The sequence below is a fragment of the Novosphingobium sp. DS6-6 genome (assembly GCF_057784975.1).
This window is the reverse complement of record NZ_JBYNTS010000009.1, coordinates 1-25,188: the sequence shown is the minus strand read 5'-3', so window position 1 is coordinate 25,188 and position 25,188 is coordinate 1. Positions and strand designations below refer to the sequence as shown.

The following is a 25,188-nucleotide window of genomic DNA, read 5'->3' as shown; positions in this document are numbered from 1 at the left end:
CCTACCCTCTCAACGTTCGAGCGTGCCGACGCGGCGGATCTTCCGCTGCAACTGCATCACGCCGTAAAGCAGCGCCTCGGCCGTCGGGGGGCACCCCGGCACATAGATATCCACCGGGACGATGCGATCGCATCCGCGCACGACGGAATAGCTGTAATGATAATAGCCACCGCCGTTGGCGCACGATCCCATAGAAATGACGTACTTGGGATCCGACATCTGGTCATAGACCTTGCGCAATGCCGGTGCCATCTTGTTGCACAGCGTGCCGGCCACGATCATCACGTCGGACTGGCGCGGCGATGCACGGGGGGCAACCCCGAAACGCTCCATGTCATAGCGCGGCATGTTGACGTGGATCATCTCCACCGCGCAGCAGGCAAGACCGAACGTCATCCACCACAGCGAGCCGGTGCGCGCCCACTGGAACAGTTCCTCTGTCGAAGTGACGAGAAAGCCCTTGTCCGATACTTCGGCGTTGAGACTTTCGAAAAAGGCCTGATCGGGCGCCACGACAGACGAGCCGACGGCGGCCGGGCCGGCCACGGGCGAAACAGCGGTGTTGGAGGCCATGTCGTTCATTCCCAATCCAGCGCGCCCTTCTTCCAGGCATAGATGAAGCCCAGGACCAGTTCGCCCAGGAACACCATCATGGTGCCCCAGCCGGCCCAGCCGGTCTGCTTCAGGCTGACGGCCCAGGGAAACAGGAACGCCGCTTCGAGGTCGAAGATGATGAACAGGATCGCGACGAGATAGAAACGGACGTCGAACTGGCTGCGCGGGTCTTCGAACGCGGGAAAGCCGCACTCGTATTCGGCCAGCTTGGCGGCGGTGGGATTATAAGTACCCGTCAGACGGGCCGCACCCATGGGCAGAAACACGAAAGCCGCTGAAAGCGCGAGTGCGATCCCGAGAAAAATCAGGATCGGCAGGTAATGGATGAGGTCGACCAAGGGGCTGACTCGCGATGAAATGCACTTGCCACGGGGCACTAGTCCCCCCTTGGCCCATGCGCAAGTGGGGTGCAGCGCAATAAAGGCGGTTCGGCCTACCCATGTGGGCAGGCCATGGGGTAGGACCGCCACGATCCCAGGCAAGCACGCCCGGGATTCGCCCGGAATGCCGGCTTATGCAGATCACCCGGGCAGATCCGTCGGCGCGATTGCGCGCATTGCGCAGACGATTGCATTTCATGCAAAACCACGGCAAGGCTGCTTGGGCCGTGCAATCGCAGCGCGGCGACGGCCCTTTGCCGCCGGCTGATTGCCGCTGTCGATGCTGCGCCGCGTCATTAAATGGCAACCCCTGGCGGCCTTTAATTGCATTCGCTCCGCACGGTCCCTACATCGCGGCGCAAGAAAGACGAAATTTTGCCGCAGGGCCGTTGCGCACTGCCGGCGCAGCACCAGAAGGACCTGTTATCATGGCCCATTTTTCCGCTTCCGATCCTATCGTGATTCTTAGCTATGCCCGCACGCCGATGGGCAGCATGCAGGGCGCGCTGGCCGACGTTCCGGCCACGGAACTTGGCGCCACGGCGATCAAGGCGGCGGTGGAGCGGGCCGGCATTGCCGGGGCCGACATCGAGCGCGTCTACATGGGCTGCGTGCTGCCGGCCGGGCTGGGCCAGGCGCCGGCGCGGCAGGCGGCGATCAAGGCCGGCCTGCCCAAATCCGCCCAGGCCACAACGGTCAACAAGGTTTGCGGATCGGGCATGCAGACGGTGATCATGGCATCCGAGGCGCTGGCCGCGGGCAGCATCGATCTGGCCATTGCCGGCGGCATGGAATCGATGACCAATGCCCCTTACGTCCTCAAGAAGCACCGCTCGGGCGCGCGCATCGGGCACGATACGGCTTACGATCACATGTTTCTCGACGGGCTGGAAGATGCCTATGACGTTGGGCGGGCCATGGGCACGTTCGCGCAGGAAACCGCCGACAGCTATGGCCTGACGCGCGAAACACAGGACGAATACACGCTGGAATCGCTGCGCCGCGCCACAGCGGCGATCGAAAACGGCGCCTTTGCCGAAGAGATCGTGCCGGTCGTGGTCAAGGGCCGCGCAGGCGATGTGATCGTCGATACCGACGAAGCGCCCGGCAAGGCCCGTCCCGACAAGATCCCCGCGCTCAAGCCCGCTTTTGCCAAGGATGGAACGATCACCGCCGCGACATCCTCGTCGATATCCGACGGGGCGGCTGCCCTTGCCCTCACTCGCCAAAGCATTGCCGATGCCAAGGGCCTCAAGCCGGTGGCCCGCATCGTGGCCCTGGCCGCGCATGCCCAGGAGCCTAAGGATTTCACCACGGCTCCGGTCGGTGCGATTACCAAGCTGCTCGAGAAAGCTGGATGGTCGATCGACGACGTCGAACTGTTCGAAGTGAACGAAGCCTTTGCCTGCGTGGCCATGTTCGCGATGCAGGACCTGGGCATTCCGCACGACAGGATCAATGTGCATGGCGGCGCCACTGCGCTGGGCCATCCGATCGGCGCATCGGGTGCGCGCATCATCACGACACTGCTGGCCGCGCTCAAGCGTCACGGCAAGACCAGGGGCGTGGCCAGCCTCTGCATCGGTGGTGGCGAGGCGACGGCCCTGGCGGTCGAACTGATCTGATAGTTCGGGGAATGCGCTTCAAGGGAGTGCGCGTCGCACCGCACCCCTTGGCATTTCCTTGAACGCACCGCCGTGCCGCCCCTTTTTCAGGGCACGCCCGCACCCCACAAGGCATCCTGCGCCATAAATCCCTTGCGCCCTGCGATATCGACCGGGCACCAGCGATTGTGGCATTCGCCCACTATCGCCTGAACGCCGGGTGCGGCGCGCCACAGCACAGGCCCGCTGCCATCGTCGTTGGCCCGGATCGGGGCGACGGCGCCTTTCACCAGCGCGGTACGGGTCCGGCTCAGAAACTGTGCCAGCACCCAGCCTCTTGCGCCGTCGGGATCTTGGATAAGGCGCCAGCCGCCCATCACGCGCAGGACTTTAACCGGCAGCCCACGGCGCACATAGACCCAATTGATGCGGTATTCGCGCCCTGGGCCGACGCGCATGTTGGTCTGGTCCTTGGAAAGGGAAGCCCAATAGGGGCCGGCGCCATCATCGGCGGCATGGAGCCGCTCCGGCCGCCCGGCAACGCCCGCCGCGCCCGCCAGCACGGCAAGGGCCAGCGTCCATCGGAACATGAGGCGTAACTGGATCACGGTCAGATTTCTCCGGCTGTCCGAGCAGGCGGCACGATGTTATCGCGATACGGGGGTTATCGCGACACGGGGCATTTGCGATACAGCATTACCCGGCAAGGGCAACCGCCGGCGCAGCGTCTGCACGGCAAAGGCGCCGATACTGCCGTGCCCGGACCGAACGTGACACCAACCTTGGCGGTCCGATGCCGGCTTGACCATTGCGGCCTCGAGCGCATAGCCATGGCAACGATGAGCCAGCAAGCCCGCCCGCAAGACCTGCGACTGACGCGTCGCATCGACGGCAAACCGCGCGTGGTCGTCACGCGCCGCCTGCTGCCGGAAACGCAACGCCGCATGGCGGAACTGTTCGACGTGACGCTCAATGCCGATGACCGGCCGCTTTCGCGCCAGGCCCTGCTCGATGCCGTCGCGCAGGCTCACGTGCTGGTGCCCACGGTGACCGACGTGATTGATGCCGATGTCATTGCCAGGGCCGGCCCCAGCTTGGGCCTGATCGCCAATTTCGGCGCTGGAATCGAACATATCGATCTGGCCGCCGCCCGCGCGCGCAGGATCATCGTCACCAATACGCCCGGTGTCTTTACCGACGATACCGCCGACATGACCATGGCCCTGATCATTTCGGTGCCACGGCGGCTGACCGACGGCGAACGCGTGATTCGCGAGCAGACGTGGGAAGGCTGGTCGCCATCCAGCCTGCTGGGCCATCGCCTGGGCGGCAAGATGCTGGGGATCGTCGGCATGGGGCGAATCGGCCAGGCCGTGGCCATGCGCGCCCGGGCTTTCGGCCTTGCCGTGGCCTATCACAACCGCCACCCCCTGCCCGCGGCGGTGGAAGCAGCGCTGGGCGCGCGGTACGAGCCTGATCTCGACGTGCTGGTTCGCCAGGCCGATATCCTTTCGCTGCATTGCCCGCACACGCCCGAAACGCATCACCTGCTCGATACGCGGCGCATCGCCATGATGAAGCGGGATGCCTATGTCGTGAACACCGCCCGGGGCGAACTTATCGAAGAAGCGGCCCTGATCGCCGCTCTCGAGGCTGGCGCGATCGGCGGTGCCGGGCTCGACGTGTTCGCCCACGAACCGCAGATCGATCTGCGTCTGCGCCGGCTTTCAAACGTCGTCCTGCTGCCGCACATGGGCAGCGCCACGTTCGAGGGGCGGCTCGCCTCGGGCGACAAGGTTATCGCCAACATCCGTTTCTGGGCCGATGGCCACCGCCCGCCCGACCAGGTGATCGAAGGCTGGGCCTGACGAACCGGCACCCGGCCCCTGCTGGTTGCCCACGGGCTGCTAACCATTTTGGATTTGTCAAAGTCTTGGCCGTAAGGTGCCACGCCATGAACCCTCTGTTTCGGATTCGCCCGCTGCGCACGCTTGCCGCCCTTGCGGCCATGGCCATCCCCGCGCTTGCCCATGCCCAGGACGCCGGAAGCGACGGGAGCGACACTGGCGATGCGGCCTGGCTGCTGGCCGCGACGCTGCTGGGCCTGCTGCTGGTCCTGCCGGGACTCGCCCTGTTTCATGCCGGGCGGGTCCGGAGGCAAAGCATTCTTTCGGTCATGACGCAGACGGCGGCAGCAATGGCGCTGGTTTCGGTGCTGTGGATCGCGGTGGGTTATACGCTGGCCTTTGGCGCCGTCAGCAACGGCTGGCTGGGCAGTGGCAATGCCTGGATGCTGAACGATCTGGGCAACGTGCGTGCGGGCACGCTCGTCCCCGAAAGCGCTTATGTCCTGTTCGAGATGGTCTTCGCCCTGGCCGCGGCGGCGCTGCTGATCGGTGCCTGGGTGGATCGCGCAAGCTTTGGCTGGGTGATCGGCTTCACCGCCTTGTGGAGCCTCATCGTCTATGCCCCGATCGCCCACTGGGTCTGGGGCGGGGGTTGGCTGGCCACGCGCCTGGGCACGATCGATTATGCCGGCGGGCTGGTCGTTCATACCACTGCCGGGGTTTCCGCGCTGATCGTCGCCCTGCTCATGGGCCGGCGGGAGCGGTTTGCCGATGCCTTTGCCAAAACCGGCAGCAGCCCGCTGTTGACCGTGACCGGCAGCGCGCTGGCATGGATCGGTAGCCTGGCTCTGGCGGGCGGCAGCGCCTTTGCCGTCGGAGACGATGCCGCCATGGCCATGATCAACACCCATGTGGTGGCCGCGGTCGCTGCCCTCGCCTGGCTGCTGCTCGATCGCCTCGCCGGCGTGCGGCCACGGCCCACCGGCTGGGCGCGTGGAGCCCTTGCCGGCCTTGCCATCGGCGCCGCGCCGGCCGCCTATATCAGCCCGGGCATGGCCGTGGTGCTGGGGCTGGCGGCGGCAATCCTGGCAAAAGGGGCGAATCATCTGATCCACAAGCGGCTGCATATCGACGATTCACTCGGCGTTTTTGCAAGCCATGGCCTGACCGGCGCGGCTGGAACGGTTCTGGCGGCAGTGGCGCTCGATCCTGCGCTGGGCGGGACGGGCTATGCCGCAGGCGTGGACTTTGCGCATCAGTTGCTGGGCCAGGCCGTGGGCGTGGTGGCCGTGGCTGCGTGGAGCGCGATCGCCACGGCAATCGCAGCGCTGATGGTATCGATGGTGCTGCCCCTGCGCGTTACGGGCGAGGCCGAACTGGCCGGTCTCGACGCGGCGAGCCACGGCGAAGACGTCATTCAGCAAGATTGAAAGCAGGCGGGTGAACGCACGCAGGCCGCGCGTGCGCTCACCCGTGCGAGCGCCTGTCAGTCGCCGGTCAGGATGCGATCTACCAGTTGCTTCACCGTGGGGGTAAAGTTGTTGGAATAGAACGGGTCCTGCTTGAAGCGATAGGCCGCATGGCCGGCAAACATCAGGTTCTGGTTCACATCGCCGCCATGGGCGATATCCTGCAAGGTCTTCTGGATGCAGAAACTGCGCGGATCGGCAAGGCGGCCGGTGGTATAATCGTCGTGATCTTTCCACGAGGAGAAACCGCAGTGCGAAAGGCAGCCCATGCAGTCTGCCTGATCCTTGCGGATTTCGTCACGCTCTTGCGGGCTTACGAAAATGACCGTGTCATCGGGGGTGCGCAGCGCGGTGGTGAAACCAGCACCATACCATTGGCGCGCCCGGGCGAGGTCTGCCGGCGTCACCCAGAAATTCTTGCCCTTCACCCCCACGTCGAGCTGCACCGTGTGTTCGCCCGCCTCTACTTTCGAATAGGGCACCTGGCGTTCCGAGCGGGCTTCCAGCGCGCGTAGAAACGGATTGCGCACGGCCGAAGAATAGAAACCGGTAGGCGAAAAGCGGTGCAGCAGCACGTCGCCCGGCTCCAGCGTACGCAGATGGTCCTTCCACGCCTGGGGGATCGGGCTTTCCGCCGTCAGAAGCGGGCGGGTGCCGAACTGGAAGGCGATGGCGCCAAGTTCGGGATTGTCGATCCAGTCGTTCCACTCGCGCAGATACCACACCCCACCGGCCATCACGATAGGCACGTCGTCGCTGACGCCCTCGGCGCGCATGGTTTCGCGCAAGGCTTTCACGCGGGGATAGGGGTCTTCGGGCTGGCGGGGGTTTTCGGCATTGGACAGGCCGTTGTGCCCGCCGGCAAGCCACGGATCTTCATAGACCACGGCGGCCATCAGGTGCGCAACCTTGTGATAGGCACGCTTCCACAGGGCGCGGAACGCGCGGCCCGACGAAACGATCGGCAGATAGCTGACATTGAAGCGCGCGGCGATCTCCGAAAGCTTGTACGGCATCCCCGCACCGCAGGTCACGCCCGATACCAGGCCACGCGTACGTTCCAGCACGCCTTCGAGCACCGCCTGCGCGCCGCCCATTTCCCACAACACATTGATGTTGATCGCGCCCTTGCCGCTGGCGATGTCATAGGCGCGGCGCACCTGCTCCACCGCGCCGTCGATGGCATAACGGATGAGCTCTTCATGCCGCTCCTTGCGCGTAAGGGCATTGTAGATCTGGGGAACGATCTTGCCTTCGGCGTCATAGCTGTCGGCATTGACGGCGCTGACCGTGCCGATGCCGCCGGCTGCCGCCCAGGCACCCGAACTCATGTGATTGGTGGCGGCAACCCCCTTGCCACCTTCCACCAGCGGCCAAACCTCGCGGCCACCATACAGGATCGGCTTCAGTCCCTTGAACACAGACATAACGTTCCTTTGACGCACCTTGCGCCTGATAAACCGGCTGGCCCGTTCCACCCGCGGCCGGCCATCCCAAAGCGACCCTTCGACCGAAGCTTCCTGGCCCGAAATGAAATCCAATATGCCGACTTACGGCGAAACGCCGCGAAGCGAAAGGCCGGCGTGGCGGTTCTGCCGATTCACGTCGCCAGATTGGGGCACCGACACGTCGGAAGCCCACTTCCAAGCGGCGGATCACGGTCAATCGTAATCTTCCACCGTCACCTTTTCGCCGGTCACGCGCTGCGACAGGGCGGCGGCCATGAACGGGTCGAGCGCGCCGTCGAGCACATCGGTAGGGTTGGTGCTGACGACACCGGTGCGCAAGTCCTTCACCTGCTGATAGGGCTGCAGCACATAGGACCGGATCTGGTGTCCCCAGCCGATTTCGGTTTTGGCGGCATATTCGCCCGACGCCGCGGCCTCGCGCTTGGCCAGTTCGGCTTCATAGATCCGCGCCTTGAGCATGTTCATCGCAGTCGCGCGGTTCTTGTGCTGGCTGCGATCGTTCTGGCTGGCGACGATGATCCCGGTCGGCACGTGCGTGATGCGCACGGCCGAATCCGTTGTGTTGACGTGCTGGCCGCCCGCGCCCGAAGCGCGATAGGTATCGATCTTGAGATCGGCCGGGTTGATTTCCACCTCGATATTGTCGTCGATCTCGGGATAGACCCACACCGAACTGAACGAGGTGTGGCGCCGGGCCGAACTGTCATAGGGGCTGATGCGCACCAGGCGGTGCACCCCGCTCTCGGTCTTGGCATAGCCATAGGCGTTTTCGCCCTTGATCAGCAACGTGGCGCTCTTGATCCCCGCCGCTTCGCCGGCATGATAATCGACCAGATCGACCTTGTAGCCATGGCGTTCGGCCCAGCGCGTGTACATGCGCTGAAGCATTTCGGCCCAGTCCTGGCTTTCGGTGCCGCCCGCGCCCGCGTGCACTTCGAGATAGGCATTGTTGGCATCGGCTTCACCGGCGAGCAGGGCCTGCACTTTGTCGGCATCGGCGCGGGCCGCAAGCGCGGCCAGCGTGGCCAGCCCCTCGGCGACAGTTGCTTCATCGCCTTCCATCTCGCCCAGTTCGACGAATTCGATCGCGTCGGCCATTTCCTGGCCGATCTGGTTGACCGTGCCGATCGAGGCTTCCAGCCGGCGCCGTTCGCGCATCACCGCCTCGGCGTTCTTGGGATCGTCCCACAGCCTGGGATCTTCGACGCGGGCGTTCAATTCATCCAGCCGACGTACCGCGCGATCCCAGTCCAGGAACTTGCGCACCAGTGCCAGCGCCGCTTCGATGCGGTCGATATGAGCCTGCCCTTCGGCACGCATGACGATCTTACTCCATACAAACGAACTGGCCGCTTAGCGAAGCCGGGCCGTTTGTAAAGGTGTGCCCTGGCCGCATGCCGAAACGCTGAGCGCGCGCGGCCGGACGGGATCAACTGCCCTTGTGCTGCAACGCCTGCACCGCCGCGAGCGTCAGCTTGACATGGTCGCGATAGTCCATGTCGGAATGAACCAGCGTGATCCTGCCATCGGGTGCGATGACATAGCTGGTGCGCGAAGTGAACCCGGCAGACTTGCCACCCATTTTGAGATCGACGTCATAGGCCTTGACCACGGCCGGGGTGGCGGCGGCGACGGCAAACTTGTCGCGGCATTCCTCTGTTGAAAAGCGCGTCAACGTGGCGATGTCATCGTTCGACATGCCGATCACCGTCGCGCCGGCCTTGGCGAAATCGGCCGTGGCATCGGCAAAGGCGTGGGCTTCCATCGTGCAGCCGGGAGTAAATGCCTTGGGGTAGAAATACAGCACCACCGGCCCCCGCTTCAGCGCCGCTTTCAGGCTGAAACTGAACGGCTTGCCCGCCAGCGCGCCTTGCGCGGTGAAATCGGGCGCGCGCGCGCCCTTGGGCAACGCGGCCTGTGCCGCGGCAAGGGGAAGGAAGGACAGGGCGGAGGCCACGAGCGCGGCAAGGGGGAAGCGCATGTTCATGATGCGACGCTTAGCACACCTGCGCGCACGCTCAATAGATGCCCCCTTGGTCCTCGACAAAGTTGCTGCCGGCCGGTTTGGCGCCGGCGGTCGCGGCCGGCCCGCGGGCCAAACGTGCCCGGCGCAGCGCATCGAGCACGGCCTGCTTGGCCGTGAGTTCCGATGGCTGCACCGTGCGCCGCGGTTCCGTATCGGGCTTGAATGCTTCCCAGATGATCGATGCTTTGCGATCGTTGTCCTGCGGTGTGCCACCGAACACCCGCTTGCCCGAAACCCGGTCGATCTTGACCATCGAGATACCGGTTGGCGCGGTAAAGGGTATATCGGCCCAGCGTGCGCGCGTTGCCAGCACGAACTGCTTGAAGACCGGCGCGGCGATCCGCCCCCCCTGGGCATAGCCGCCTAGACTGCGCGGCTGGTCATAGCCCATGTAGACCCCGGCGATGATATCGGGCGATCCGCCCACGAACCACACGTTGGTCGGGCCGGAAGTGGTGCCGGTCTTGCCGAACAGCGGCAGGCCCAGATCGTGCAGCGTTTCGGCCGTGCCGCGCACCACCACGCCTTCCAGCATGTGCACCACCTGATAGGCGGTGCGTGGATCGATCACCTGCTTGCCCGCCGGGCGCAGGCGCGGCATGGCGCTGCCATCCCAGCGCGGCATGTTGCATCCGGTGCAGGCGCGGCTGTCGGCCCGCCAGACGACTTTGCCGTTGCGATCCTGCACATAGTCGATCAGCGTGGCATCGCGCTGCCGCCCATGATTTGCCAGCGCCGCATATGCGTTGACCATGCGCGTCACGGTGGTGTCGCCCGCCCCCAACGCCATCGACAGATAGGGCTGATAATCGCCAATGCCCACGGCCTTGATCGTGCGGACCACCTTGTCCATGCCGGTGTCGTTGGCCACGCGCACGGTCATCAGGTTGCGCGACTGCTCGAGCCCCCAGCGCATGGTGTGGCTGCCCGTTCCGCCTTCGTTGTTGAAATTGCGAAAGCACTTCTGGCCCAGCGCCGCGCCCTGATAGACGCAGAACGTGCCGTCGACGATCATCGAGGCGGGGGTCATGCCGTTGTCGAGCGCGGTGGCATAGACGAACGGCTTGATCGTGGAGCCGGGCTGCCGCTGCGCCTGGGTGGCGCGGTTGAAGGAACCCAGCCGTGCGTCGAACCCGCCCTGCATGGCGAGGATGCGGCTGCTCTGCGGGTCTTCCACTACCATGCCGCCGGAAACTTCGGGCACCACGCGCAGGCCCCAGGTATCGCCGCCCGCCGGGGCGACGGTGATGACATCGCCCACTTTCATCGCATCGGGCACGCCGTAAAGCGTGCCGGTCTGCCCATCGGCAAAACCTACCTGGCCGCTCGCACCATTGCGCGCGATCAGCACGGCGACGCGCCAGTCCAGATAGCGGATCGATAGGTTGCTGTTGATCAGTTGCGCCTGCCAGTTGCCCCCGGCGCCCTCGTCCGTCATGGCGATATGCGCGATCGGTCCGTGCCAGGGGCGCCCGGCCGCATAGCGCAGCAATCCGGCACGCAGGGCGTCCTGCGCCGCGGTCTGCAACTGCTGATCGAGCGAGGTACGCACCCACAGCCCGCCGGCATAGACACTGTTCGGACCGTCCTTGGCCTGTTCGCCGAACTGGTCGATCAACTGGCGCCGCACTTCTTCCAGGAAATAACCGGCATCGGCGGTATAGTTTTCCGCCCGGCGCGGCACCAGGCCCAGCGGCTGCGCCTTGGCCTGGGCGACATCGGCCGCGCTTGCCCAGCCGTTTTTCTGCATCTGGTCGAGCACCCAGTTGCGGCGGCCGATCGCCCTGTCGGCAAACCTGGCGCGGCTGTAGGTTTCAGGCGCCTTGGGCAGGATCGCCAGGAACGCGGCCTCGTGCAACGCCAGATCGCCCACGTCCTTGTCGAAATAGGCGCGCGCCGCCGCCTGCACGCCAAAGCTCTGCCGGCCGAGGGGGATTTCGTTGAGATAAAGCTCGAGGATCTGCTGCTTGGTCAGCACGCTTTCGATGCGCCGGGCGAGCAGCATTTCCTTGAGCTTGCGCGTGACCGAATATTCGTTGCCGATCAGGATGTTCTTGGCCACCTGCTGGGTGATCGTCGATCCCCCGCGTGCTCGCTCGCGCGATCCCAGCTTGGCGACATAATCCACCGCCGCGCCGGCAAGCCCGGTCAGATCGACCCCGCCATGAGTCCAGAACGTCTTGTCTTCAGCCGACAGGAACGCATTGATCAACCGAGGCGGAAAATCGACGAAGCGCAGTTGCACCCGCCGCTCGCGGGCATAGCTTGAAACGATCTGCCCATCGGCACCACGCACCATCGTGGGCAGCGGCGGCTGATAGGTCAGCAGGGTTTCGGCCGAAGGCAGCGTGCGCTCGACGCTCAACCACAGCACGCCGCGCAGCATCAGCAGCGCCAGGGCCAGCCAGCCCGCGCGCCGCACCCATCTGGATTGCCGCCACAGGTCTTTCACCCGCGCCCAGAGGCTGCCCCCGCGTCTGATGCGAAAGCGGCCTTGCTTCGGCTCCGGCTCTTGCTCCGGCTGGGGCTGGGACGCATTGCCACGGGCAATGATCGGGGGCAGGTCTTCGGCCATCGTGGCCGCGCTCTAGCATGGGGATTTGCGCACGCACCAGTGCCTTCGTGCGGGCCGCCTCACCCCAGCGGGCCGCTTTCCTGCTCGGCAAGGAAAATGGCGATGGCGCCGGCAACCGAACGGGCAAAGCCGTCGCGCCACGCCTTGTCGGTCATTGCGCGCACATTGTCGGCATTGCTGACATAGCCCGCCTCCATCAGCACCGAAGGCAGATCGAGCGACTTGAGCACCACGAACGCCGCCTCGCGCCGGGGATCGGGATGGAAGCGGATCGTTTCCTGCCCTTCGCGCAGGATCAGGTCCGCCAGGCGGATCGAACGGGTGCGCATGGCGCGCCGGGACAGATCGACCAGGATCGACGATACCGCGTCAGACTGGCCGGAAAGGGCCACGCCGTTAACCGTATCGGCACGGTTTTCCCGCCGTGCCAGGGCATCGGCGGCGGCATCCGATCCACGGTCGGAAACGGTGTAGACCGTGGCCCCGCCGGCATCGGCGCTGGGGGCGGAGTCGGCATGGATCGACAGGAAAACGTCGGCATTGAGGCGCCTTGCGATGCCGGAGCGCTCTTCAAGCGCGAGGAACCGATCATCGCTGCGCGTCAGGGCCACGCGTACGCGACCCTGCGCCAGCAAGGCATCGCGCAGGGCCAGGGCCAGTGCCAGGGTCAGCTGTTTTTCGCGCAAGGTGCCTTCGCCGCTCGCCCCCGGATCGTGCCCGCCATGCCCCGCGTCGATCACCACCAGCGGGCGGCTGGCATCGGCCGGGCCGAGCACCCGGGGCAAGCCGATCGGTACGGCGCCATCGGGCAACGTGAGCCGCACCGCAGAGCGTGGCAGCCTGGCTTCGCCGCCCCAACTGAAACCCATGACGAAATGGGTCCAGCCGAAAAGGGCCAGCAATGGCACCGCGAACAACGCCGCGATGGCCGCGCCCTGCCACGTCCGGCGAAGCCATGTCCGGCGAAAAAATCGATCGATAGCCTTAACCATTGCGACCTCGCCTATGCCGTGCCGCCAGTGGCCTGGTCCAGCGCAAAACGCGCGATCTTCGCGCCGATCCGCGCGGGCGTGGTATCGTCACGGTCACGGTTTTCATTGCCGCTTGGCGATTGCGGTGCTAGCAACCGGCGAACGGAGCAGTTTGACCGGCTGCTTTCCTCGCCGCGTTGCCGCTGCGCCCCAAGGGTGCGCCAGGCAGCAACGCCCACGGCATGCACGCCAATGGCAGGGGAAAGCCGCAGTCGGACTTGGTCCTGGCGGGCAGGAAGGGACAAGGCACAGACGCCGCCCTCGCCCGCACGCGAGGTTGATGCCGTGATGAAGAGCCGCGTACCGTTCCTGCCAAAGCGCCCCTTCGGGGCCTTTGTGCTTGGGACGGATGCGGGCAAGCACGAAAACCAGGACCCCGGCGCGGGCCGATCGTTGCAAGCCTTCGTTACTGCAGACGCACACCAACCGCCGCCGGGCGGCGAGCATCACGGCCCCCTGCCGCAAGGCACCGTGCCCATGCTCCGATCCGGCAAACCCGCATTTGCAAAGCGCCATCGTGCCGGCTTCCTTTTCCGAAAGGATCACGCCCGCAAGCCAGGCCTTTGCTTTACAACAAGAAACCGCGCCAATTGCCCGGGCAATTTCCCGTGGCCGCGCGGCTGGAGACAATGGAATGACTCAGCGCATGCTGATCGATGCGCGCCACCAGGAAGAGACCCGGGTGGCCGTGCTCAAGGGCAATCGTATTGAAGAGTTCGACTTTGAATCTGCCGATCACAAGCAGATCAAGGGTAATATCTATCTTGCCAAGGTCACTCGCGTGGAGCCGTCGCTTCAGGCGGCCTTCGTCGATTTCGGCGGCAACCGCCACGGATTCCTCGCATTCAGCGAAATCCACCCGGATTATTACCAGATCCCCAAGGAAGACCGCGAGGCGCTGCTTGCCGAAGAAGCCGCCCATGCCGAGGAAGAGGCCGCCCTGCGCGCGGCCGAAGACGGCGACGATGACGATTATGAGAGCGGCGCCGACTATGACGGCGGTTACGAGGAAAGTGCCTATGAAGACGGCCAGGGCGTAACCGAAGTCGATACCTCGGAAAAGGATCAGGTTGCCACGATCGAAGGCGGCGTCGTGGAGAACGGTTTCGATCACGAGGCCGAGGATGCGGCCGAAGATGCGGCCGAGGGCGGAACGGAAGACAGCAACGCCGAGGGTGGCCGCCGTCAGCGCCGTCCGCGCCGCCAGGGCCGGGGCCAGAGCAAGGAGGCCGAGGAACTGCGCGCCAAGCGCATGGCCCTGCGCCGTCGCTACAAGATCCAGGACGTGATCCAGCGGCGCCAGGTGCTGCTGGTCCAGGTTGTCAAGGAAGAGCGCGGCAACAAGGGCGCGGCGCTCACCACCTATCTCAGCCTCGCCGGCCGCTATTGCGTGCTGATGCCCAATTCCAGCCACGGCGGCGGCATCAGCCGCAAGATCAGCTCGGCGGCGGACCGCAAGCGCCTCAAGCAGATCATTGCCGAAATGGAATTGCCCCGCACGATGAGCTGCATCGTGCGCACGGCCGGGCTGCAACGCACGAAGCCGGAAATCAAGCGCGACTTCGATTATCTTGCCCGCCTGTGGGACGAAATCCGCGAGCGCACGATGCGCTCTTCGGCTCCGGCGCTGATCCATTCCGACAGCGACCTGATCAAGCGCGCGATCCGCGACATCTATAATCGCGAGATCGAGGAAGTGGTGGTCGAGGGCGAAGCAGGCTATCGCGCTGCCAAGGATTTCATGAAGCTGCTGATGCCCAGCCATGCCAAGCGGGTGCGCCAGTATGCCGATCCGGTGCCGCTGTTCCAGCGCTATGGCGCCGAAGACCAGCTTTCGGCGATGTATGATCCGGTCGTCCAGCTCAAGTCGGGCGGCTATCTGGTCATCAACCCGACCGAGGCGCTCGTCTCGATCGACATCAACTCGGGCCGTTCCACCAAGGAACATGGCATCGAACAGACCGCCGTGGCCACCAATCTCGAAGCTGCGCGCGAAATCGCCCGGCAATTGCGCCTGCGCGACATGGCCGGCCTGGTGGTGATCGACTTCATCGACATGGAATACGGATCGAACGTCCGCAAGGTCGAGAAGGCGATGAAGGAGGCGCTCAGGGACGATCGCGCGCGCATCCAGGTAGGCCGCATTTCCGGCTTCGGCCTGATGGAAATGAGCCGCCAGCGCCTGCGCACGGGTGTGCTCGAAGCCACGACCCGCGCCTGTCCGCACTGCGATGGGTCGGGCCTGGTGCGCACCGCCTCGTCGGCCGGCCTTTCCGCGCTGCGCATGATCGAGGACGAAGCCGCCAAGGGCAAGGGCAATGTGATCACGCTCTATGCCAGCCAGGAAGCGGCGATCTACGTGCTCAACACCAAGCGCGCCGATCTGGCAGAGATCGAAATGCGCTATGGCGTGGCCGTGGAAGTCATTCCCGAGGGCGAGAACGAAGGCGCCAAGATGCGCGTCGCCTCGCGCGGGCCGAAGCCGGAATTCGTGCCCCGTTTCGAACCCATCGTCGAATTCGACGAAGACGACGCGATCGAAGACGCCTATGACGACGAGGAAGAGGTCATCGGCGAAGACGGCCGCGAACGCACCGAACAGCGTGGCGAACGACGCGGCGAAGGCGATCGCGAAAACGGGAGCGAAGGCGGCGGGCGTCGCAAGCGCCGCAAGCGCCGCCGCGGGCGCAACCGGGATCGCCGTGAAGACGGCATGAACGACGAGGCAAGCGAAGACAACGAAACCGAAGCCGACGATGCCGAGCTTGGCGAGCCCGCGCTGGCCGAGGATGCCGACGCGGAGATCGCCGGAACCGGAGAAACCGGCAACGACGACGATGCCGATCGCGGCCCGCGCAAGCGCCGCCGCCGCAGCCGTCGCCGCCGCGGTGGCCTGCGCGAGGATACCGCCGAGGCCCAGAGCGACGATCGCGATGGCGAAGATGGCGAGGCCGACGTCCCGAGCGAGGAAGCCCCTGCCCTCCTGGCCAAGGACGCCGCGCCCGAGCCGACCACGCCCGAGCCGGCCTCACTCGTCCCGGTGGAAGAGGCTGAAGATGCGCCCGCCAAGCCCAAGCGCGTGCGCAGGAAGAAGGCCGCCGATGCACCGGTGGACGTGGCGCTCGAAGCGCCGGTTGCGGTAGCACCGGCCGAAGAAGCACCAGCCGACGAAGCACCAGCCGGGGAAGCGCCAGCGGACGATGCACTAGCCAACGAAGCACCGGCCGACGAAGCACCGGCCAAGCCCAAGCGCGCCCGCAAGAAAAAGGCAGCCGATGCGCCCGCAGAGGTAACCGCCGATGCACCGCTCGCAGAACCTGCCACGGTGCCGACGCCCGCCGAAGAACCTGCCGCCAAGCCCAAGCGCGTGCGCAAGAAAGCAGTGCCGGCACCGGTGGAAACCGGCGAAACGGCTACCGATGCGGCCGAGCCCGCCACGACCGGGCCTACTGCGCCACTGGCAGCGGAAGGCGTCACGGCCGAAGACGAAGACAACGCCTCGCCCCGCCGCGGCTGGTGGCAACGCACGTTCGGCGCCTGAACCCGGGCCGAAAGCCTGCACGAAGACCCGTCGCTGGACCCCCCAGCGGCGGGTCCTTCGTGCATATGGATAGCCTCCTGTTGAGCCAGACGTTCACGCCGCGAGTGGGATGACGGAATGAGGGTGCGTGGGACGAAGCTGTCGTCCAGCACTGCTGACGGGAATGTCAGTGTAAGCCAAGACCCGTCATTCCTGGCGCGCTGCAAGCCCTCGCACCATGACGGAGATGTCGGACACTCCGGAAAGTCTCCTATCAGACGGGAGGATTAGGAAGCGGACTTTCCACAGAGGCAAACCGGCGTGCCGACCTCGCTCCCCTCTTCCGGCATTTAAACCAGTCCAAATTCCTGCTAAATCGAGCAATAGCCCTCCAGTCAACGTCACCGAGATCAGTTTATAAATGGCTTAAGACCGGTTACCAAGCCTACTAAACTGCTAGGCCGCGAAGCCATTTGTAAAGTTCGTCACGACCGTTTACTTCTTTTGTCTGCATGCCTATTTCGCAAGCAGGAGCCAGATCGACATGCCATCGATCTCCCACTGAAACGCAGTGCTCCGGCTCGATGTTCAGTTCTCCGCATATCATCAACAAGTCTGACGCACTTGGCTTGGGATGTGCCAGTTCGTCACCGCCCCTTATGATGGTGAACGCATTAGCTGGAATTCCTAGCGCCTGAATGGCGGCCACTGCGATTTTCGTTCGGGTGTTCGTCACGAGAACAAGCTGCATGATACGACTCAGACGTTCGATCTCGCGAACTAGCTCCGGATCGGCCGAAAGAAGCTTGGCGGGGATTACATGCTCTATCTGGAAACGTTCGATAATTTCGTCCGGGACGCCCATTTGCAGCGCCGTCCCATAGAGCGATGGCCTCCCGGCGGATAATGAATACTGGCCAAGCGCCTGCTCCAACATCGCTTGTGCGTCGTCCTCGGTAGTCTTCTTGTGCTCCGCAATGGCGCGGATAATTGCGCGTTTATTTGCGCGGTCCATGCGGTCGCTATCGTACAACGTGCCATCGAGGTCGAAGATGATTCCCTCAATCATAGCGTTGTACCCTCCAGGAACACAGCGTCAAATGTCGCTGTAAGACCTTGTACCGTTTCTTCGTCTTCGATGAATAAGGCGCTCTTCCCTTGACCTATCGTGCGAACTGCGGTTCGTTGATACCAGCCAATAACCGCTGCCTTTTCAAACAACCAACCTCGGAACATGAGAGGCGACCATTCAACGGCTCGAATTTCGACAGTAACACCACGCCCGGCGATGTCGTTATGCCACCGTGCGGCAACTTTCTTCAGATCATCCAGGCGGGCCTGAGTCGAATCGTTCCGCATCATGACTTTGATGCAAGCTCCCTCCTGTAGTGAGCTTACCCGGTCGTGGATGAAGCCTCGGTAGGATTCTGACTGGCTGCAGAATACCCTGATCGTTTTGGCCGATTTAAGTTTCGTCGCCACGGTATCCGAGAAGAGTTCCACCCGACGCAGTTTTTTGCGCCCCGGTAACTCGCTACCCCACAGGACGACGGCACCCATAACAAACCAGCCTGAGGAAGCCGCTAGCGATAGGACGGTGGCTGTTGTCATTCTTGACCAGTCCCCAATCTTGCAGGCTTCTGGAAAATACTGAACGAACTCAAAGCAGCCAAGAATCCAAACAACGGCAGCGACCAAAAAACCCAATATCTTCAGCATTTCATCCCCCGTTTCTCGTCGCTCTCACAGCCTGATACTTCGTAAGCCGCGCACGCCACATCAGTACAGCTCCCAACCTGCCCCCGGCGGATATGTACCCCTGTATGAGAGCAGCTCGCGCATAGCGTAGCGCCATCCCGCACTTTATGAGCTGATCGATTTCTGCGATCAGCATCCCGATGTCAAAGCCACTGTCCGATAGATGCGCGAATTCAAAGTCCAGCAGGTGAAGTCCCGTTGGCGTCGAAAGTATATTTGCGAGTGTAACATCCCCAAAACTAAAATATCTTCGATGTCTTACGGCGATAGAACCTGTCTTGTACAGCCGTATTATCTGACCCAGGCGCTGACTGGTCAGTAAAAGCCCGCTAAAAAACTGAATACCAATCCCATGCTCGATTTCAGCGATGAACTTTCCCAACTTACGTATTTGATTTGACTTTGGCCATTGGGAGGCACGCAACGAGCGTAAGGGATAGCCTTCAATGTAGGGCATGATATTCATCAGCGAGGTGCTCGCCGCGCAGGCGACCACAGCAACCCCATGGCGGGTGCTTCTCGACCTTCGCGCCAATTCGGCACTCACTCTGCGTTCGACCAGAGACCGTCTTACAGGTAGCGCGATTCCCGTGCCTACGGCCTGCGGACCATAAATTTTTCTCACGAATGGGGGCCTGTCGGGATGCGTGATCTTCGCGACGCTATTCACCTTTGACCGAAAAATCTCAGGCATTTGCAGGGTCAACGGAAATTAGCGCCGATGACCAGGCATAACCAAGGCCATTGGCGGAGCAGATAATGTTTGCGCCATTCTGGCCCACGCGGCGCAGGGCCTCCGTAAGGTTTAGAAGAATGTCCGCCCCTCCGGTATGGCCATGCATTTGACGGCTTTCAATGAGGCGCACCCGCCCGGCCAGCCGTTCGCTCAGCGCTGACAGACGCCCCGCCGTACGGTTGGTCACGCACAGAAGCGGGAGTCCGAGGCGCTCGTCGGATAAGTCCATCAAGGCATGAATGGTTTGGATCTGTGCATCCACGTCTACTTGCCTAAATGCCGTGGACATACGCTTATCTACTTGAAGTCGCCCTTCAGTCAGCCTTGCCATTGAGACGAGGGTCGGATCGGAGAGACTCGCAATTGCCCGAAGCCTAAGTCTGCCACCAGCTTCGATTCTGAGGCAGCATGCCATATTCCGCCATTCCGCATATGCGGGGTCTTCCGTGCCCACCACCACCTCGGAAAACTGATCGGCAGCGATGAGTGCCACGGGCGATAACCCCGAGCCGGCAAAGCTAGCCGCGATCGAAAGGCCGTCGATGATCGCTGAGCATTGGTCGCCTAGGCTGACTATCCGCGCGGGAGAAACACCCGCACGTTCCGCTAACACGAATGCCGCGTCTGCGTTCTCGGCGTAAGGCATCCCACGCGCAAGCACCAATGAGCGTGGACTTTCTTTTCCGAAAGTCTGCGCCAATGCTTTCGCTGCAAGCTGGATGTGTGGGGCACAATCATCGGATACGTAACCAGACTGATCGAGAGAATATGCTGAAACAGCAAAGCCAAGATCTGAAACATCAAAGATTTGGCATGCGAGTTGTGAGAGCATGTGCTGTGACTAGTCCTCGCTGCATTCTGCTGCAACCAGCTTCAGAGAATGCTTGTTTACCCCCCCCAGTGACCTGCCCTATAGTGAACGGGCAACTGCTTTCGAGGCGGCGGCCGGACAGGTCCAAAGGCGGCCATGTCGGCGCCTGCTGCTATGAGGCTCAGACACATGCCAGCGGCAGGTTTCTGCATAAGCGGCCGGTCAAGATGGCCGTTGCGACCGTCGCAATCTGGTCGCAAGCTGCCGACAGCCCGGGTGCGGCTGAGGGGCTGCATCTTTTTTACGGCGCTTGAACTGCCTTTCCGCACCGTCTCCCATCGGCATTGCAATTTGAACGATCCACGTTCCAGCGGTTCTTTGCCCCCTCATGCCGGATTATATTTCGCCAGCCATGCGCCGATCGCTTCCAGCATGGCCTTGCGGTCTTCTTCGCGCGTGAAATAGTGATCGGCCTTGGGCAGGCTCAGATAGTCGACCGTCTTGCCCGCCGCGCGCATGCGGCTGGCCATGGTGTCGGAATGCGAGGCGGCTACCGTCACGTCCTTGCGGCCGTGGATCAGCAACAGCGGCGCCTTGATCCGGTTCACGGCATTGATCGGCGAAACCGCGGCAAAATCGGGCGTCATCGCTTTCCAGTCGTCGGCAAATTTGCCTTCCATGTAGTAGTTGCCGAAATCGTTCACTTCGCGGCGCAGGCTGGCCACACCCGAAATAGAAATTCCGCAACGGTAAAGGTCCGGATCCTTGGCCAGCCCCCACATCGTGGCATAGCCGCCATAGGATGCACCCATGATGCAGGCGCGCGCCGGATCGGCCATGCCCTGGGCAACGGCCCAGGCCAGGCCGTCGGTGATATCGTCCTGCATGGCCAGGCCCATCTGGCCTTCGCCCCTGCGCAGGAAATCGCCGCCATAGCCGGTGGAACCGCGGAAATTGGGCTGGATCACCAGATAGCCAAGGCTGGCGATGTATTGCGCGATATAGTCCCAGCTGGCGACATCCTGCCCCCAGGGGCCGCCGTGGGGAAGCATGACAACTGGCAGATTGCGGGCCTCGCGCCCCTTGGGCACGGTCACCACAGCTTCGATCGTCAGCCCGTCGCGCGCTTTGTATTGCATGGTTTTGACCGGCGACAGCGGGGCCTGCCGCAGCTGATCGTTGAACACCGCGATAAGGTGCATCGCCCCTTCGTCGCGGTTGTAGTAATATAGCGCTCCAGGGTTTTCGGGGCGTGATAGAGTCAGCAGCATCGATTGGCGATCGGCGCTCAGGCTGGATATCGCGACGCTCACACCCTGGGTGGTGACGGCCTTGTCGAACGCGGCCTGCAACGCGGCCATATCGGAATCGAGCCAGTGGATCCGGCTGGGCGCATCGGTTGTCGCGACGCCCAGTACGCCTGACCGGTCATCCGCAAGAACGACGTGATCGATTTCGGTGCCGGCCTGCGCCTCGAACAGCATGCGGCCGGTTTTCTGAGTCAGCATGTCGATTTCGTAAAGCCGGTCGCGGCTATCGTCGCCCGTCACAACGGCCACTGCGGTGTCTGTGCCGGGCAGAAAGATCACCGGCCGCAGCAGCGATTCGCGCGCACGGGAATTGGCCCGGTCGATCGTGTGCAAGGGCTGTGCCGCATCGGCGCCACGATAGAGCAATTGCGACAGCCGGCCGGAGTTGACGTAGGAAACGCCGCTGCGCACCACTCCGTTGCCATCCGCCTCCCAATCGAGCACGCCGGCGCGCGGGCTTTGCACAACGCGTTCACGGCCCGTCGCCAGGTTCACCCGATAGACAGTGGGGAAAAAACCGTTGTCGAGATAGATCGAGCTTTGCGCGGAAACGAGAATTTCCGGCGAACCGTCATGCGCAATCCAGATCATGTCCGATGCGTTCTGGCCGCCAAGCGACCACAGCACGCGGGTGATCTTGCCGGTACGGCGGTTAAGAGCGATCAGGCGGGTGACATAGCTGCGATCACCGTCGCCAACCGGCAGCAGCGCGCGCAATTTCACCAGCAGGTAATCGTTGCCTACCCAGCGCACCCAGTCGGCCTCTGTCTGATCCGGAACGCCGAGACTCACCGGCTTTTCGTTGCGATCGAACAAGTGGCGGACACCGATGATCTGCATGCCTCCAACGCCGAACTTGCCGGCGATGCGCTGTCCATCGGGCGAGATCGCGCCATCGGCAAAAAAGGGGATCCGGGCAAAGGCATCGGCTCCCGGCAAGGCAGAGACCGATTTTCGATCGGATGAAGGTGGCCCGGCCGAGCCCGCCTGGTCGGGCGTGGATTGGTCGGGCGTGGATTGGTCGGGCGTGGATTGGTCGGGCGTGGATTGAGCAGGCATGGATTGAGCAGGCATGGATTGAGCAGGCGTGGATTTGCCGGAACTGGATTCGGCGGTGCCGGATTGGGTCAACGCCGCCTGGGCCAGGGCGGATGTCAGCAATATTGGCCTGCTCTGTTGGATCAGCACGGCTGCCATGAAAGCCACGAATGACATTGTCCTCCAGGCGCGCCGATGCCGCGCCCGATGGCTTCCGTTTCGCATTACTGCCCCCTAAACCATTTGATATTGAACTATTGCAGATTTGCCATGCGTGTCCACAGGGGCGATACGCAATTGCGGCCAAGGCGGACCGGATTGATCTGGGCACCGGCGGGTATGCGCGCCGCCGCCGATGCCTCGTGGCTGTTGCGATTTGCGTTCCGGCAAAGTGGCTCCCCGGCGGGCCGGGCGCATACCATGGGGCAGGTGTGGCAGTCCCCCCTTGCCCCATGCTGCGTTTGCGCTAAGGACGATTCGTTAAAGCCGATCTGGCCTTGCCCGGCCAGCGGCCCAGTGCAGCAGGACCCGGTTTTATGGCGACTTTCACGCTTCCCAAGAACTCCAAGATCACCGGCAAGGCGCGCCACCATGGTGCCGCTACGCAGGGCAAGATCAGGACGTTCAAAGTCTATCGCTATGATCCCGACAGCGGTGAGAACCCGCGGTACGACACCTTCGAGATCGATCTCGAACAGTGCGGCCCGATGGTTCTTGATGCTCTGATCAAGATGAAGAGCGAACAGGACCCTACGCTGACGTTCCGCCGCTCGTGCCGCGAAGGGATCTGCGGTTCGTGCGCGATGAATCTGAACGGCCGCAATGGCCTTGCCTGCACGACCGCGATCGAGGATCTGAAAGGCGAGATCCGCATCACGCCGCTGCCGCACATGGAAGTGATCAAGGATCTCGTGCCTGATTTCACGCACTTCTATGCGCAGTACGCTTCGATTCGCCCGTGGTTGCAAACCGTTTCGCCCACGCCATCGGGCAAGGAGCGACTGCAAAGCCCGGAACAGCGGGAAAAGCTCGACGGGCTTTACGAATGCATTCTCTGCGCCTGCTGCTCCACCTCGTGCCCCAGCTACTGGTGGAATTCCGACAAGTTCCTCGGCCCGGCGATCCTGCTGCAAGCTTATCGCTGGCTGGCCGACAGCCGCGACGAGATGACCGGGGAACGGCTCGACGAGTTGGAAGACCCGTTCCGCCTCTATCGCTGCCACACGATCATGAACTGCGCCAATGTCTGCCCCAAGGGTTTGTCGCCCGCCCGGGCCATTGCCGAAATCAAGAAGATGCAGGCCGAGCGCGCCATCTGACGCACCGATCCCACTCTTATCTCTGCTTCCTTCCAGACGCCGGCCGGTCATTTCCGGCCGGCGTTCCTGTTTTTCAGGGCAAGGCGTTTTCCCCATGACCCGCATCTCCCAGCGTTACGCCCAGCTTGTCGCGGCCGGGGAATTGCGCCCCGATCCCGAACAGGCGAACGCCGCCGCCCGGCTCGATCAGCTGCAGCAGGAGCTGGAAAACCCGCCGCCCGTCCCCGGCCTGTTCGGGCGCCTGCTGGGCCGCAGTGCCCCGCCGCCGCCACGCGGGGTCTACATGTGGGGCGGCGTCGGGCGCGGGAAATCCATGCTGATGGATCTGTTTCACGATAATCTTGCTTTCGGGTCCAAGCGGCGGGCGCATTTCCACGCCTTCATGCTCGATGTTCACGCCCGCCTGCGTGAAGCGCGCAAGAGCGAATCGGGCGATCCGATCATGCCGGTGGCCGCAAGCCTGGCTGCCGAGTGCCGCGTGCTGTGCTTTGACGAAATGGTCGTCAACAACAGTGCTGATGCCATGATCATGAGCCGCCTGTTCACGGCACTGATCGCCGAGCATGGCGTCGTCGTGGTGACCACGTCCAACCGGGCGCCGGCGGAACTGTACAAGAACGGCCTCAACCGCGAGCATTTCCTGCCGTTCATCGCTCTGGTCGAGCGGCGCCTCGACGTACTGGCGCTCAACGGCCCGGTGGATTACCGCTTGCAACGGCTGCAGGGCGTGGGCACCTGGCACGTTCCCAACGGGCCCGCAGCCACCGAGGCGGTGCGCCAGGCATTCTTCCGCCTTACCGATTTCGCCCCGGAAGACAGCGAGCATGTGCCGTCTGCCGATCTCGATGTGGGTGGCGGCCGCCTGCTCCACGTGCCCAAGAGCCTGAAAGGCGTCGGCGTGTTCAGCTTCAAACGCCTCTGCGCCGAAGCCCGCGGCGCGTCCGACTACCTGGCGATCGCCCAGGCCTATCACACGGCGATCATCGTCGGCATCCCCCGCCTGGGACCCGAACACCGCAACGAGGCAGCGCGCTTCGTGACTCTGATCGACGCGCTTTATGAGCACAAGGTAAAACTCATCGCCACCGCAGATGCCGAACCCGTTAACCTTTACGAATCAGGTGATGGCCGATTCGAGTTCGACCGAACCATTAGCCGCCTAATGGAAATGCAAAGCCAAGAGTATCTGGCGATGGGGCACGGGGCGGAGTAGCCATTATTCTAAATAAAATTTTCACTCAATGAAACAAAAAGCCCGCGATTGCTCATCGCGGGCTTTTGCTTTTATTGGGCTTATACAGATCGAAATGGCCACCACTTAAGATTTGCCAAATTTTCGATGCAGTCCCATTTCGGCATTAGCCGAACAGCCAGCGAAGCAGCATGAAAACCTCCATCCACGGTTAGAGGCTTTCAAATATCACTAATTTTCATCCTTAACAAGAAGTAAACAATTGCAAATTTGCCATATAACTGCGAACGCGCCATCCCTCACGCGTAAATGTTTAAAATTAAAAGATAATGCTGCGTATAAAGCAATACACCAAGATTTTTGAAGCTGGAGACCCGCAAAAACCGGGTGGTTGCTGGCGCGGCGGAGTGGCGTGACGATTTCGCCGTTGGCCTTGCCGCTGAAAGGTCGGTGTTGGGGGCGATGCTCGTGATATTCAGAGACGATTT

20 protein-coding genes are annotated in these 25,188 nt (G+C 63.0%); 6 read left to right on the top strand and 14 right to left on the bottom strand.

Going from position 1 to position 25,188, the window contains the following annotated elements; genetic code table 11:
• Positions 1-9: 9 nt before the first annotated feature.
• Entirely contained in the window at positions 10-573 is a 564-nt protein-coding gene (locus tag AC3EDY_RS11810) for a NuoB/complex I 20 kDa subunit family protein (protein ID WP_488572792.1), read from the bottom strand.
• Between the two features lie 5 nt (positions 574-578).
• Positions 579-953: an NADH-quinone oxidoreductase subunit A gene (gene ndhC / locus AC3EDY_RS11805; protein ID WP_488572699.1), complete on the bottom strand. Its 375-nt coding sequence runs from the start codon at positions 951-953 to the stop codon at positions 579-581.
• Positions 954-1,423: 470 nt separating this feature from the next.
• On the opposite strand from ndhC, the gene AC3EDY_RS11800 reads away from it, so the two are divergent.
• The gene (locus tag AC3EDY_RS11800; RefSeq protein WP_488572698.1) at positions 1,424-2,620 is read left to right on the top strand and encodes an acetyl-CoA C-acyltransferase; all 1,197 of its coding nucleotides are present in this window, start codon (positions 1,424-1,426) and stop codon (positions 2,618-2,620) included.
• An 86-nt stretch (positions 2,621-2,706) separates the two neighbouring features.
• Here the strand turns inward: AC3EDY_RS11800 and AC3EDY_RS11795 are convergent, their stop codons facing one another.
• Positions 2,707-3,207, bottom strand: coding sequence for an SH3 domain-containing protein (locus AC3EDY_RS11795; protein WP_488572697.1), 501 nt, complete (start codon positions 3,205-3,207; stop codon positions 2,707-2,709).
• A gap of 231 nt (positions 3,208-3,438) precedes the next feature.
• Here AC3EDY_RS11795 and AC3EDY_RS11790 point away from each other — a divergent pair, with 231 nt between their 5' ends.
• Together AC3EDY_RS11790 and AC3EDY_RS11785 are read left to right on the top strand one after the other, a co-directional pair.
• On the top strand, positions 3,439-4,467 hold the full coding sequence (locus AC3EDY_RS11790) for a 2-hydroxyacid dehydrogenase (RefSeq protein WP_488572696.1): 1,029 nt from the start codon (positions 3,439-3,441) through the stop codon (positions 4,465-4,467).
• 86 nt (positions 4,468-4,553) lie between these two features.
• Positions 4,554-5,876 (top strand): ammonium transporter, encoded by a 1,323-nt coding sequence (locus tag AC3EDY_RS11785; protein ID WP_488572695.1) that lies wholly within the window; start codon positions 4,554-4,556, stop codon positions 5,874-5,876.
• 56 nt (positions 5,877-5,932) lie between these two features.
• Here AC3EDY_RS11785 and AC3EDY_RS11780 read toward each other — a convergent pair whose 3' ends face one another.
• From AC3EDY_RS11780 to AC3EDY_RS11760, 5 genes are all read right to left on the bottom strand, one after another.
• A complete protein-coding gene (locus AC3EDY_RS11780; RefSeq protein WP_488572791.1) occupies positions 5,933-7,336 on the bottom strand; it encodes an NAD(P)H-dependent flavin oxidoreductase in 1,404 nt (467 codons plus the stop codon).
• Between the two features lie 240 nt (positions 7,337-7,576).
• Positions 7,577-8,704, bottom strand: a complete 1,128-nt coding sequence (gene prfB / locus AC3EDY_RS11775; RefSeq protein ID WP_488572694.1) for a peptide chain release factor 2 — start codon at positions 8,702-8,704, stop codon at positions 7,577-7,579.
• A 109-nt stretch (positions 8,705-8,813) separates the two neighbouring features.
• On the bottom strand, positions 8,814-9,365 hold the full coding sequence (locus AC3EDY_RS11770; protein WP_488572790.1) for a peroxiredoxin: 552 nt from the start codon (positions 9,363-9,365) through the stop codon (positions 8,814-8,816).
• A 37-nt stretch (positions 9,366-9,402) separates the two neighbouring features.
• A complete protein-coding gene (locus AC3EDY_RS11765; RefSeq protein ID WP_488572693.1) occupies positions 9,403-11,985 on the bottom strand; it encodes a penicillin-binding protein 1A in 2,583 nt (860 codons plus the stop codon).
• Positions 11,986-12,044: 59 nt separating this feature from the next.
• A complete protein-coding gene (locus AC3EDY_RS11760) occupies positions 12,045-12,893 on the bottom strand; it encodes an N-acetylmuramoyl-L-alanine amidase family protein (protein WP_488572692.1) in 849 nt (282 codons plus the stop codon).
• A 757-nt stretch (positions 12,894-13,650) separates the two neighbouring features.
• On the opposite strand from AC3EDY_RS11760, the gene AC3EDY_RS11755 reads away from it, so the two are divergent.
• Positions 13,651-16,557: an Rne/Rng family ribonuclease gene (locus tag AC3EDY_RS11755; RefSeq protein ID WP_488572691.1), complete on the top strand. Its 2,907-nt coding sequence runs from the start codon at positions 13,651-13,653 to the stop codon at positions 16,555-16,557.
• Positions 16,558-16,984: 427 nt separating this feature from the next.
• Here the strand turns inward: AC3EDY_RS11755 and AC3EDY_RS11750 are convergent, their stop codons facing one another.
• From AC3EDY_RS11750 to AC3EDY_RS11730, 5 genes are all read right to left on the bottom strand, one after another.
• The gene (locus AC3EDY_RS11750; RefSeq protein ID WP_488572690.1) at positions 16,985-17,605 is read right to left on the bottom strand and encodes an HAD family hydrolase; all 621 of its coding nucleotides are present in this window, start codon (positions 17,603-17,605) and stop codon (positions 16,985-16,987) included.
• A complete protein-coding gene (locus tag AC3EDY_RS11745) occupies positions 17,602-18,255 on the bottom strand; it encodes a hypothetical protein (RefSeq protein WP_488572689.1) in 654 nt (217 codons plus the stop codon). The genes AC3EDY_RS11750 and AC3EDY_RS11745 overlap by 4 nt, the downstream gene beginning before the upstream one ends.
• 1 nt (position 18,256) lies before the next feature.
• The gene (locus AC3EDY_RS11740; RefSeq protein WP_488572688.1) at positions 18,257-18,760 is read right to left on the bottom strand and encodes a BUD32 family EKC/KEOPS complex subunit; all 504 of its coding nucleotides are present in this window, start codon (positions 18,758-18,760) and stop codon (positions 18,257-18,259) included.
• 220 nt (positions 18,761-18,980) lie between these two features.
• Entirely contained in the window at positions 18,981-19,862 is an 882-nt protein-coding gene (locus tag AC3EDY_RS11735; protein WP_488572687.1) for a hypothetical protein, read from the bottom strand.
• Between the two features lie 365 nt (positions 19,863-20,227).
• Positions 20,228-22,210 (bottom strand): alpha/beta hydrolase family protein, encoded by a 1,983-nt coding sequence (locus AC3EDY_RS11730; protein WP_488572686.1) that lies wholly within the window; start codon positions 22,208-22,210, stop codon positions 20,228-20,230.
• Positions 22,211-22,725: 515 nt separating this feature from the next.
• On the opposite strand from AC3EDY_RS11730, the gene AC3EDY_RS11725 reads away from it, so the two are divergent.
• Both AC3EDY_RS11725 and zapE read left to right on the top strand, forming a co-directional pair.
• On the top strand, positions 22,726-23,508 hold the full coding sequence (locus AC3EDY_RS11725) for a succinate dehydrogenase iron-sulfur subunit (protein ID WP_488572685.1): 783 nt from the start codon (positions 22,726-22,728) through the stop codon (positions 23,506-23,508).
• Between the two features lie 94 nt (positions 23,509-23,602).
• Entirely contained in the window at positions 23,603-24,721 is a 1,119-nt protein-coding gene (gene zapE / locus AC3EDY_RS11720) for a cell division protein ZapE (RefSeq protein WP_488572684.1), read from the top strand.
• Between the two features lie 210 nt (positions 24,722-24,931).
• On the opposite strand, the gene AC3EDY_RS11715 is transcribed toward zapE, so the two are convergent.
• Positions 24,932-25,188 (bottom strand): hypothetical protein (locus AC3EDY_RS11715; protein WP_488572683.1); only part of this gene is annotated, 257 nt, incomplete at its 5' end.

Bases quoted from the DNA above. Each gene is read 5' to 3' on its own strand.
- AC3EDY_RS11810 (WP_488572792.1), bottom strand. From the start codon at position 573: ATGGCCTCCAACACCGCTGTTTCGCCCGTGGCCGGCCCGGCCGCCGTC.
- AC3EDY_RS11800 (WP_488572698.1), top strand. From the start codon at position 1,424: ATGGCCCATTTTTCCGCTTCCGATCCTATCGTGATTCTTAGCTATGCC.
- AC3EDY_RS11790 (WP_488572696.1), top strand. From the start codon at position 3,439: ATGAGCCAGCAAGCCCGCCCGCAAGACCTGCGACTGACGCGTCGCATC.
- AC3EDY_RS11785 (WP_488572695.1), top strand. From the start codon at position 4,554: ATGAACCCTCTGTTTCGGATTCGCCCGCTGCGCACGCTTGCCGCCCTT.
- prfB (WP_488572694.1), bottom strand. From the start codon at position 8,704: ATGCGTGCCGAAGGGCAGGCTCATATCGACCGCATCGAAGCGGCGCTG.
- AC3EDY_RS11770 (WP_488572790.1), bottom strand. From the start codon at position 9,365: ATGCGCTTCCCCCTTGCCGCGCTCGTGGCCTCCGCCCTGTCCTTCCTT.
- AC3EDY_RS11765 (WP_488572693.1), bottom strand. From the start codon at position 11,985: ATGGCCGAAGACCTGCCCCCGATCATTGCCCGTGGCAATGCGTCCCAG.
- AC3EDY_RS11755 (WP_488572691.1), top strand. From the start codon at position 13,651: ATGACTCAGCGCATGCTGATCGATGCGCGCCACCAGGAAGAGACCCGG.
- AC3EDY_RS11750 (WP_488572690.1), bottom strand. From the start codon at position 17,605: ATGATTGAGGGAATCATCTTCGACCTCGATGGCACGTTGTACGATAGC.
- AC3EDY_RS11745 (WP_488572689.1), bottom strand. From the start codon at position 18,255: ATGCTGAAGATATTGGGTTTTTTGGTCGCTGCCGTTGTTTGGATTCTT.
- AC3EDY_RS11740 (WP_488572688.1), bottom strand. From the start codon at position 18,760: ATGAATATCATGCCCTACATTGAAGGCTATCCCTTACGCTCGTTGCGT.
- AC3EDY_RS11735 (WP_488572687.1), bottom strand. From the start codon at position 19,862: ATGCTCTCACAACTCGCATGCCAAATCTTTGATGTTTCAGATCTTGGC.
- AC3EDY_RS11730 (WP_488572686.1), bottom strand. From the start codon at position 22,210: ATGCCTGCTCAATCCACGCCCGACCAATCCACGCCCGACCAATCCACG.
- AC3EDY_RS11725 (WP_488572685.1), top strand. From the start codon at position 22,726: ATGGCGACTTTCACGCTTCCCAAGAACTCCAAGATCACCGGCAAGGCG.
- zapE (WP_488572684.1), top strand. From the start codon at position 23,603: ATGACCCGCATCTCCCAGCGTTACGCCCAGCTTGTCGCGGCCGGGGAA.